An 11,846-nucleotide genomic window follows, 5' to 3' on the forward strand; every position below is an offset into this window, starting at 1 on the left:
GTCGGGCGGGCCGGGGCCGGACGGGCGCCGTGGCCGGTCCGGCCGACGTGCGGGGAGCCGCCCCGGCCCGCGGGGGTCGGGCCGGGACGGCGGTCTGTGCCCTCCCACCGTAGGCGGAAAGGGGGCCGGGAGTCCGGGGATCACCGCATCGAGCGCAGCCAGTCCTCGATCAGCTCGGCGACGACGGCGGCGTGCTCCTCCATCACGGTGAAGTGGTCGCCCGGTCCGTCCACCGCGGTGTGCGGCAGCGGCCAGGACGCCTGCACCGCCGCGGTGACCGGCGCCGGTCCGCCGTCCACCGCAGGGGCGGTCAGCGGACCGGCGGCCCGGACCAGCAGGGTGGGCGCGGTGATGGCGGTGGGCCGGCGGTCGGCGAAGAGCCGCAGGTAACCGCCCATCGCGGTGAGCCTGGCGTCGTCCATCGGCACGTAGCCGCCCTCGCGGGCGAGCATGGCCCCGGTCAGCACCGGCAGGATCCGGGCCGCGACGCCGAGGCCGGCGGTGTCGGAGCGGTCCGCGTCCGAGTCACCGGTGTCACTGCCGTCGGCCTCCGGGCCGGTGAAGGAGTAGGTGTCCACCAGGACCACACCGAGCGGACCGCTGCCCAGTTCCTCCAGCCGGGCCGCCGTGGCCTGCGCCAGCAGTCCGCCGGTGGAGTGGCCGAGCAGGACGAACGGCGCTCCCCCGGTGGCCCGCAGCACCGCCCGGGCACCCAGTTCGAGCATCGCCCCGGCCGTCTCCGGCAGCGACTCGCCCGCCAGGTAGCCCGGCAGCGGCAGCGCCAGGACCTCGCGCCGGCCCCGGAAGGCCGCCGCGATCCGGGCGTACTGGTGCGGGCCGGAGATCGCGAGCAGCGAGGGCAGGCAGACCAGCAGCGGCTGCTCGGGCCCCTCGGCCAGCCGGAGCAGCTCCGGTGCCAGCTCGGCCGCTTCGTCCTGCGCGAAGGCGGGCCGGAAGCGGGAGGCCGCGAAGAGCAGGGCCATGAACTCCTCGCTGCGCCCGCTTGCGGCGGCGGTGCGCAGCATGGCCGCCATGGTGCCGGCCGGCCCGCTCTCCGACGCCTCGGCCGCCGCGGCGGCCGCCCCCGGAGCGTCCGACGACTCCAGCTGCCGGTTCAGCCGGGCGGCCAGCAGCCGCGCGGTGGGGTGGTCGAAGAGCAGCGTGGCGGGCAGCCGCAGACCGGTCGCCAGAGCGAGCCGGTTGCGCATCTCCACCGAGGTCAGCGAGTCGAAACCGAGCTCCAGGAAGGCGCGTTCGATGTCCACCGCCTCCGGGCCCGGGTGGCCGAGCGCGGCGGCGGCGTGCGCGCGCACCAGATCGAGCAGGATCGCCTCGCGCTCCGGCCCGGTGCGGCCGGCCAGCTGCGCGGCGAGCGCCCCGGCCGACTCCTGCCGACCGGCGGCGGCCCGGCGCACCGGCACCCGCAGCAGGCCGCGCAGCAGCGCCGGCACCTGCCCGGTCGCCGCGGCGTGGGCGCGCAGACCGGCCAGGTCGAGCTTGACCGGCACCAGCAGCGCCTCGTCGAGCGCCTCGGCGGCGTCGAACAGTGCCAGCCCCTCGGCGAAGGAGAGCGGCGCCACACCGCCGCGGGCCAGCCGCCGCCGGTCCGCCTCGCCCATCTCGCCGGTCATCCCGGAGGCGGTCTCCCACAGGCCCCAGGCCAGCGAGGTCGCCGGCAGGCCGTGGGCGCGCCGGTGCTCGGCGAGTGCGTCCAGGAAGGCGTTGGCCGCCGCGTAGTTGGCCTGCCCCGGGCCGCCGAAGACGCCGGCCACCGAGGAGAAGAGCACGAAGGCGTCCAGCTTCTGATGCTGCGTCAGTTCGTGCAGCAGCCAGGCCGCGTCGACCTTCGGGCGCAGCACCCGGTCGACCCGCTCCGGGGTGAGCGAGACCACGGCGCCGTCGTCGAGCGCACCGGCCGCGTGCACCACGGCGGTCAGCGGGTGCTCCGCCGGCACCGAGGCGAGCAGCTCGGCCATCGCCGTCCGGTCGGCCGCGTCGCACGCGGCGAACCGCGCCTCGGCGCCGAGCCCGGCCAGCTCGCTCCGCAACTCGGCGGCCCCGGCGGCCGCTTCGCCACTGCGCGAGACCAGCAGCAGGTGCCGCACGCCGTGTTCGGCGACCAGGTGACCGGCCAGCAGGCGGCCCAGCTCGCCGGTGGCGCCGGTGAGCAGCACCGTCCCGGCGGGGTTCCAGCCGGGACGCGCCGCGGCGGCCTCGTCCTGCTGGGCGGGCAGGGCGGCCCGGGTCAGCCGGGGGGCGATCAACCCACCGCCTCGGAGGGCGAGTTGCGGCTCGTCCAGGGTGCACGCGAGGTCCAGCACGGCGGCGGACCGCGCGGTCCCGTCCAGATCGATCAGGACGAACCGGTCGGGGTTCTCGGTCTGCGCGGTGCGGATCAGGCCCCAGACGGCGGCCGACGCCAGGTCGGTCACGTCCTCGCCGGGCCGGGCGGCCACCGCGCCACGGGTGACCAGCACCAGCCGCGCGTCCGCCGTGCACTCCTGCGCGAGCCAGCCCTGCACCAGCTCCAGCGCCCGGTGCACCGCCTGGTGCGTCGCCTGCACGGTGTCGGCGGCGGGGAGGGTACCGGCGGCGGGCGGCGGGCAGCAGGCCAGCACGACCGGCGGCATCGGCGCCCCGGCGGCGACCGCGTCCGCCAGCGCGGCCGGGTCGGCGTACCGGGCGGTCCCGGTGCCGGGCAGGCCGGTGGCCCAGTCCTCGGGGTCCGGGCCGAGCAGCGCCCAGTCGGCGCCGCGGGCGGCGGCCTCGGCGGGTGCCGGCAAGGCGACCCACTCCCGGCCGAACAGCGCGTCACTTACCCCGCCGCCGGCGGCCCCGAACTGCTCGGGCGAGACCGGGCGCAGCGCGAGCGAGTCCACGCTCGCCACCGGGGCTCCGGCCGCGTCGGTCAGCTCCAGCGCGATCGCGTCCTCGCCGACCGGCCGGATGCGGGCCCGCAGGTCGGTCGCGCCGGTGGCGCACAGGCGGACCCCGCTCCAGGCGAACGGCAGCCGCCCACCGCCGGTGTCCGCGACGATGCCGCCGAGCGCCAGGGTGTGCAGGGCGGAGTCGAGCAGCGCCGGGTGCAGGCCGAAGGCCTCGGCCTGCGGCCGGCACTCCTCGGGCAGGGCGAGCTCGGCGAAGATCTCGCCGTCGCGCCGCCAGGCGGCCCGCACGCCCCGGAAGGCCGGACCGTAGGCGAAGCCGAGGGCGGCGAAGGCGTCGTAGAGGCCGTCCACGCCGACGGGTTCGGCGTCCTGCGGCGGCCACGGCGTCGCGGTGCCCGCCGGGGCGGTGGCACCGGCCGGGGCGGTGGACAGCTCGCCGGTGGCGTGCCGGGTCCACGGCTGCTCCAGCGGCGCGTCCTCGCGCCGCGCGTGCAGGGCGAACCGGCGCCGTCCGGCGGTGTCCGGCGTGCTCACGGTCAGCTGCAGCTGGACCGCGCCGCGCTCGGGCAGCACCAGCGGAGCCTCCAGGGTCAGCTCCTCCAGGTGGTCGCAGCCGACCTGGTCGCCGGCCCGGATCGCCAGGTCCACGAAGGCCGTGCCGGGCAGCAGCACCGCGCCCATGACCGCGTGGTCGGCCAGCCACGGGTGGGTGTCGAGGGCCAGCCGGCCGGTGAACAGGTGGCCGTCGGCGTCCGCGAGGGTGACCGAGGCGCCCAGCAGCGGGTGCTCGGCCGCGCCCAGACCGGCCGAGGAGACGTCCCCGAAGACCCCGGCGTACGGCTTGGGCCAGTAGCGCTCGCGTTGGAAGGCGTAGGTCGGCAGGTCGATCCGCCGCGCGCCACGGTCGGCCAGGAAGCCAGACCAGTCCACCTGGATGCCGCGGACATGCGCCTCGGCGAGCGAGGCGAACAGCCGCTCCGGACCACCCTCGTGACGCCGCAGCGTCCCGAACGCCACCGCATCGCGCCCGGCGGCCTCGATGCCCTCCTGCACCGCCATCGCCAGCACCGGATGCGCACTCACCTCGACGAACGTCCCGAAGCCCTCCGCGAGCAGCGCCCCGATCGCGTTCTCGAACTCCACCGTCGCCCGCAGATTGGTGAACCAGTACTCCGCATCCATCCCGGAACCGTCCACCACCTCACCCGACACCGTCGACAGCAACGGCACCGCACCGGCCCGGGGACGAACCGGCGCCAGCAGCTCCAGCAGCTCGCCCCGGATCGCCTCCACCTGCGCCGAGTGCGAGGCGTAGTCCACCGGCACCCGCCGCGCCCGCACCCCATCCGCCTCGCACGAGGCCAACAGCTCGTCCAGTGCCGCCGGTTCACCCGACACCACCACCGACGACGGCCCGTTCACCGCCGCCACCGACACCCGCTCCTCACCCCAAGCGGACAGCCGCTCGCGCACCTCGGCCACCGGCAGCGCCACCGACACCATGCCGCCCCGGCCCGCCAACCCGGCAGCGATCGCCCTGCTGCGCAGGGCCACCACCCGCGCACCGTCCTCCAGCGACAGCGCACCCGCCACCACCGCCGCCGCGATCTCCCCCTGCGAATGACCCACCACCGCCGCCGGACGAACCCCCGCCGACCGCCACACCTCCGCGAGCGACACCATCACCGCCCACAACACCGGCTGCACCACCTCCACCCGCTCCAACGCCCCCGCATCACCCAGCACATCGAGCAACGACCACCCCGCCACGAACGGCGACAACGCAACCGCACACTCCCCCATCCGCGCCGCGAACACCGGCGAGCACTCCAACAACTCCACCGCCATCCCCACCCACTGCGACCCCTGCCCCGGGAAGACGAACGCCACCCTCCCCGCCGAGCCGGTCACCCCGCGCACCACCTCCGCCGCGGCCCCACCCGAGGCCAGCGCCGCCAAGCCGCGTTCCGCCGCCTCGCGATCACCCGCGACCACCACCGCCCGGTGCTCGAAGGACGCGCGGGTCGTGGCCAGCGCCGCCGCGACGTCCGACAGCGCGATCTCGGGCTCGGTGTCGAGCCGGCCGAGCAGCCGCGCCGCCTGCTCGCGCAGGGCCGGCTCGGAGCGGGCGGACAGCAGCCACGGCACCGCCGTCCCGCTCGCCACCGGTGCCGCAGCCACCGCGGCCGGCTCCTCGTCCTCGGGCGCCTGCTCGAGGATCACGTGCGCGTTGGTGCCGCTGAAGCCGAAGGACGACACCGCGGCCCGGCGCGGCTCGCCGGTCTCCGGCCAGGGCCGGGACTCGGTGAGCAGCTCGACCGCGCCCGCCGTCCAGTCCACGTGCGGGGTCGGCTCGCCGATGTGCAGCGTCCTGGGCAGCACGCCGTGGCGCATCGCCATGACCATCTTCATGATCCCGGCGGCACCGGCCGCGGCCTGGGTGTGCCCGAGGTTGGACTTGACCGAGCCGAGCCAGAGCGGCCGCTCCGCGGTGTGCTCACGGCCGTAGGTGGCCAGCAGCGCCTGCGCCTCGATCGGGTCGCCCAGCGGCGTCCCCGTCCCGTGCGCCTCGACGGCGTCCACCTGGTCGGCCGTCAGCCGGGCGTTCGCCAGGGCCTGGCGGATCACCCGCTGCTGGGCCGGGCCGTTCGGGGCGGTCAGGCCGTTCGAGGCGCCGTCCTGGTTGATCGCCGAGCCGCGCACCACGGCGAGCACCGGGTGCCCGTTGCGCCGCGCGTCCGAGAGGCGCTCGACCAGCAGCATGCCCACGCCCTCGGCCCAGCTGGTGCCGTCCGCGTCGGCCGAGAACGGCTTGCAGCGGCCGTCGGCGGCCAGCCCCCGCTGGCGGCTGAACTCTACGAACGAGGTCGGCGAGGCCATCACCACCGAGCCGCCGGCCAGCGCCATCGTGCACTCACCGGTGCGCAGCGCCTGGGCGGCGAGGTGCAGGGCGACCAGCGAGGAGGAGCAGGCGGTGTCGATGGTGACCGCCGGGCCCTCCAGGCCGAAGGTGTAGGAGACCCGCCCCGAGGCGACGCTGCTGGAGCTGCCCGTCCCGACGTAGCCCTCCATGGCGTCGGCCGACTGCATCAGCAGCGGGGCGTAGTCGCCGTACATCACGCCCGCGAAGACGCCGGTGCGGCTGCCCTTGACCGAGGCCGGGTCGATGCCCGCCCGCTCGAAGGCCTCCCAGGAGGTCTCCAGGAGCAACCGGTGCTGCGGGTCGATCGAGATCGCCTCGCGCGGCGAGATGCCGAAGAAGCCCGGGTCGAACAGGCCCGCGTCGTGCAGGAAGCCGCCCTCGCGGGTGTAGGAGGTGCCCGGCCGCTCCGGGTCGGTGTCGTAGAGCGCCGCCAGCGGCCAGTCACGGTCGGTGGGGAAGCCGGAGACGCCGTCGCCGCCGTCGGCCACCAGGCGCCACAGGTCCTCCGGCGAGGCGACCCCGCCGGGGAACCGGCAGGCCATGCCGATGATCGCGATCGGGTCGTCGTCCGACGGCGTGAGGACCGCGGCGGCGGCAGCGGCCGGCAGGGTGCCGAGCAGTTCCTCGCCCAGCAGTTCGGCGATGGCCAGCGGGTTGGGGTGGTCGAAGACCAGGGTGGTGGGCAGCCGCAGTCCGGTGACGGCGTTCAGGCGGTTGCGCAGTTCCACCGCGGTGAGCGAGTCGATGCCGAGGTCCCGGAAGGCCCGGTCGGTCTCCACCGCGTGCGCGCCCGGGTAGCCCAGCACCGTGGCGGCCTCGGTGCGGACCAGCTCCACCAGCGCACCCGCCCGGTCGGCCTCGGGCAGGGCGGCGAGCCGCTGCGCCAGCGCCGAGCCGCCCGCACCGCCCGCCGCCTCGGCCGCGCGGCGCATCGGCGCCCGCACCAGGCCGCGCAGCAGCGGCGGCAGCAGGCCGGCTTCGGCCAGGCCGCGCAGGCCGGCCAGGTCCAGCCGGATCGGGACGTAGCTCGCGCCGTCCAGCGCGGTGGCGGTGTCGAGCAGCGCCAGGCCCTCCGCCGAGGTCAGCGCGCCGACCCCGCCACGGGCCATCCGCTGGGTGTCGGAGCCGCTCAACTCCCCTGCCATGCCGCCGTCCTCGGCCCACAGGCCCCAGCCCAGCGAGGTCGCGGGCAGGCCCGCCGCCCGGCGCTGCTGGGCGAGCGTGTCCAGGAAGGCATTGGCGGCGGCGTAGTTGGCCTGGCCCGCGGTGCCGAAGGTGCCCGCCGCCGAGGAGAAGAGCACGAAGGAGGTGAGGTTCTGATGCTTCGTCAGTTCGTGCAGGTGCCAGGCCGCGTCGACCTTGGGCCGCAGCACGGCGGCCAGCCGCTCGGGAGTGAGCGAGGAGATCACACCGTCGTCGAGCACACCGGCGGTGTGCACCACGGCGGTCAACGGGCGCTCCAGCGAGGCGAGCAGCGCCGCCAGCGCCGCCCGGTCCGCCACGTCACAGGCCGCCAGCGACACCTCCGCGCCCGACTCCCGCAACTCGGCCGCCAGTTCGACCGCACCAGCGGCCCGCGCACCACGACGCGAGACCAGCAACAGCCGCCGCACACCCCGCACCGCCACCAGATGCCGCGCCACCAGCGCACCCAGCGTCCCCGTCGCACCCGTGACCAGCACCGTCCCACCCGACGCCAGGTCCGACGCCAGGTCCGGCTCCGGCTCCAGCTCCAGCTCCAGCTCCAGCTCCAGCTCCAGCTCCAGGACAGGCTCGGCCTCGGACCCGGGCTCAGGCTCGGCCTCGGGCTCGGCGACCGGCACCCGGGCGAGCCGCGGCGCGTACGCCGACCCGTCGCGCAGGGCGAGTTGGGGCTCACCGGTGGCGAGCGCGGCCGACAGGGTCTCGTGCGAGAGGTCCCCGACCGTGTCGAGGTCGAGCAGCAGCACCCGGTCCGGGTTCTCCGCCTGCGCGGAGCGGAGCAGGCCACGGACGGCGGCCGCCGGGAGGTCGGTCACCGCGTCCTCGTCCCCGGTGGTGACCGCGCCCCGGGTCAGCGCCACCAGCCGGGTCTCGGTGAACTCCTCGGTGGCCAGCCACTGCTGCACCAGCGCGAGAGCCTCGGCGGTGCGCCGGTGGGTGGCGGCGGGGAGGTCGGGGTCGGCCGGCGCGGTGAAGGAGGCGACCAGGGTCCGCGGGAGCGGGGCGCCCTGATGGACCGCTTCACGCAGCGCGGCGAGGTCGGCGTAGCCGACCGCCTGGTCCGGGCCGTAGCCGTAGCCGTCGGCGGCGCCGAGCACCGCCCACGGTCCGCCGTCGGCCGCGGGCGCGGCCGGGAGCGGGACGGGGTGCCAGACCGGCTGGAAGAGCGACTCGTGGTGAGCGGTCCGGCTCGCCGTCAGCTGCTCCATCGCCACCGGTCGCAGCACCAACTCGGCCACCGTGGCCACCGGTGCCCCGGTGCCGTCGGCGAGGGAGAGCGAGACCGAGTCCGGCCCCTTCGGCGCGATCCGCACCCGCAGGGCGACCGCACCGGCCGCGTGCAGGGCGACACCGCTCCAGGCGAACGGCAGCCGGGCCTGCCCGGTGTCCGGCAGCACACCGCCGATGCCGATCGCGTGCAGCGAGGCGTCGAGCAGCGCCGGGTGCAGGCCGAACCAGGCGGCCTCGGTCCGGTGGGCCTCGGGCAGCTCGACTTCGGCGAACAGCTCGCCGTCGCGCCGCCAGGCCTGGCGCAGGCCCCGGAAGGCCGGTCCGTAGCCGTAGCCGGCCGTGGCGAGCGTGTCGTAGAGCGCGTCGACCGCGAGCGGCTCGGCGTCGGCGGGCGGCCACACGGCGGGCTCGACGGACGCCGGTGCACCGGGGTCCTGGGCGAGCAGACCGGTGGCGTGCCGGGTCCACGGCTCCTCGGCGGGCGCATCCTCCGGCTGCGAGTAGAGGCTGACGGTGCGCCGGCCGGACTCGTCCGCGGTGCCGACCCAGAGCTGCACCCGGACGGCGCCCTTGGCGGGCAGGACGAGCGGTGCCTCCAGCGACAGCTCGTCCAGCAGCCCGCAGCCGACCTGGTCGCCGGCCCGGATCGCCAGCTCCACGAAGGCGGTGCCCGGCAGCAGCACGGTCCCGGCCACGGCGTGGTCGGCCAGCCACGGGTGGGTGTCGACGGCGAGGCGGCCGGTGAACAGGTGGCCGTCGGCGTCCGCGAGGGTGAGCGAGGCGCCCAGCAGCGGGTGGTCGGCCGCGCCCAGACCGGCCGAGGTGACGTCGCCGATCCAGCCGGTCAGCGGCCGGGGCCAGAACTGCTCGTGCTGGAAGGCGTAGGTGGGCAGGTCGACGCGTTGGGCGCCGAGTCCGGTGAAGAGTGCGGGCCAGTCGACCTTGGCGCCGCGCACGTGCAGTTGGGCGAGGGCGGTGGTGAACGTCTCCGCCTCCGCGCGATCACGGCGCAGCACGGGCGTGAACAGGGCCTCGTCCTCTGCGCTCACGCAGGCCTGCGCCAGCGCGCTGAGGGTGCCGTCCGGGCCCAGCTCCAGGAAGGTACGGACGCCCTGGCTCTCCAGCGCCGTGATCGCCTCGGTGAAACGGACGGCCTCGCGGACGTGGCGCACCCAGTACTCGGGATCGGTCAGGTCGGCGGACCGGTCGAGCGTGGAGACGATCGGGATCTTCGGCTCGTGGAAGGTCAGTTGGGCGGCGATCGCGCGGAACTCCGCCAGCATCGGCTCCATCAGCGGCGAGTGGAACGCGTGGCTGACGGTGAGCCGCTTCGTCCTGCGGTCCAGCTTCTCGGCCAGCTCCAGCACCGCCGGCTCGGCACCCGAAAGCACCACGGCCGAAGGCCCGTTGACGGCGGCGATCCCCACGTCGCAGCGGTCGGCCAGCAGCGGCAGCAGCTCCTCCTCGCTCGCCTGCACCGCCACCATCGCACCACCGGCAGGCAGGTGCTGCATCAGCCGGCCACGCGCCGCCACCAGCCGCGCGGCATCGGCCAGCGAGAGAACACCCGCGACATGCGCGGCGGCCAGCTCACCGATCGAGTGCCCCGCCAGGAAGTCCGGCCGCACACCCCACGATTCGACGAGACGGAAGAGCGCCACTTCGAGCGCGAAGAGCGCCGGCTGGGTGTAGGCGGTCTGGTCGAGCAGCGCATCGGCCTCCGCCAGCGGCGTCTCCAGATGCCGGTCCAGCTCGACGCGGACCGCGTCGTACGCCGCGGCGAACACCGGGAACGCGTCGTACAGTTCAGCGCCCATCCCGGCGCGCTGGCTGCCCTGCCCCGCGAAGAGGAACGCCGTCCGCCCCGCCGTGCCCGCACGCCCGGCCACGGCGCGCGCCGTCGACTCGCCGCGCGACAGTGCCGTCAGCGCCCGGCGCAGTTCCTCGCGTTCGCCGCCGAGCACGACCGCACGGTGCTCGAAGGCGGCGCGGGTGGTGGCCAGCGAGAAGGCGGTGTCCAGCGTGGACAGGTCGGGATCGGCGTCCAGCCGGCCCAGCAGTCGCTCGGCCTGGCCGCGCAGCGCCTCCGGTGTGCGGCCGGAGAGCAGCAGCGGCGGGTGTCCGACGACGACGGGTGCGACCGGGGCCTCGTCGGCGGGCTCGGGCGCCGGTCCGGCGTCCGGCGCCTGCTCCAGGATGATGTGCGCGTTGGTCCCGCTGAAACCGAAGGAGGAGACCGCCGCCCGGCGGGGCTCGCCCGTCTGCGGCCAGTCCCGGGCCTCGCTCAGCAGTTCCACCGCGCCCGCCGACCAGTCCACGTGCGTCGAGGGCTCGCCGACGTGCAGCGTCTGCGGCAGCACCCCGTGCCGCATCGCCATGACCATCTTCATGATCCCGGCAGCACCGGCGGCGGCCTGGGTGTGCCCCAGGTTGGACTTCACCGAGCCGAGCCAGAGCGGCCGGTCGGCCGGGCGGCCCTGACCGTAGGTGGCGAGCAGCGCCTGCGCCTCGATCGGGTCGCCCAGCGAGGTGCCGGTGCCGTGCGCCTCGACCGCGTCGACCTGGTCGCCGGTGAGGGCGGCACTGGCCAGCGCCTGCTTGATCACCCGCTGCTGGGACGGACCGTTCGGTGCCGTCAGACCGTTGGAGGCGCCGTCCTGGTTGACCGCGCTGCCCCGGACCACGGCGAGCACGGGGTGCCCGTTGCGCCGCGCGTCCGAGAGCCGCTCGACGAGCAGCATGCCGACGCCCTCGCCCCAGCCGGTGCCGTCCGCGTCGTCCGAGAAGGCCTTGCAGCGCCCGTCGGTGGCCAGTCCGCGCTGGCGGCTGAACTCGACGAAGGTGCTGGGCGTCAGCATCACCGTGACGCCACCGGCCAGCGCCAGCGTCGACTCGCCCGAGCGCAGCGACTGGCAGGCCAGGTGCAGCGCGACCAGCGAGGAGGAGCAGGCGGTGTCGATGGTGACCGCCGGACCCTCCAGGCCCAGCGTGTAGGAGACCCGGCCCGAGGCGATGCTGCCCGAGGTACCGGTCCCCAACTGTCCCTCGAGGCCCTCGATCGACTGCTGCAGCAGGACGCCGTAGTCGTTGTACATCACGCCGACGAAGACGCCGGTCCGGCTGCCCCTGAGGGTGGCCGGATCGATGCCCGCCCGCTCCAGCGCCTCCCAGGAGGCTTCCAGCAGCAGCCGCTGCTGCGGGTCCATCGACATCGCCTCGCGCGGCGAGATCCCGAAGAAGCCCGGGTCGAAGGCCCCCGCGCGGTCCAGGAACCCGCCCTCGCGGGAGTAGGAGGTGCCGGGGTGGTCGGGGTCGGGGTGGTAGAGGTTCTCGGTGTCCCAGCCCCGGTCCTCGGGGAAGAACGAGACCGCGTCCCGGCCGCCCGCGACCAGGTCCCACAACCCCTCCGGCGAGGCCACACCACCGGGGAAGCGGCAGGCCATGCCGACGATCGCGATCGGCTCGTGCTCGCCGTCCTCGAACTCCTTCAGCCGGCGACGCGTCTCGTGCAGATCCGCGGTCACGCGCTTCAGGAAGTACCGAAGCTTCTCCTCGGCCACCATCTCAGCCGACATGTCAGGTCACCTCTCGGGATGTTGCGA

The 11,846-nt window shown here is 75.7% G+C and carries 1 pseudogene; it reads right to left on the reverse strand.

Annotation, left to right across the window (positions count from 1 at the left end):
* Nucleotides 1-167 precede the first annotated feature (167 nt).
* Nucleotides 168-11,807 (reverse strand): annotated as a pseudogene (locus OG500_RS07565) (type I polyketide synthase); the annotation flags it as partial.
* Between the last annotated feature and the right edge of the window lie 39 nt (nt 11,808-11,846).

This window comes from Kitasatospora sp. NBC_01250 (assembly GCF_036226465.1).
GTDB lineage: Bacteria > Actinomycetota > Actinomycetes > Streptomycetales > Streptomycetaceae > Kitasatospora.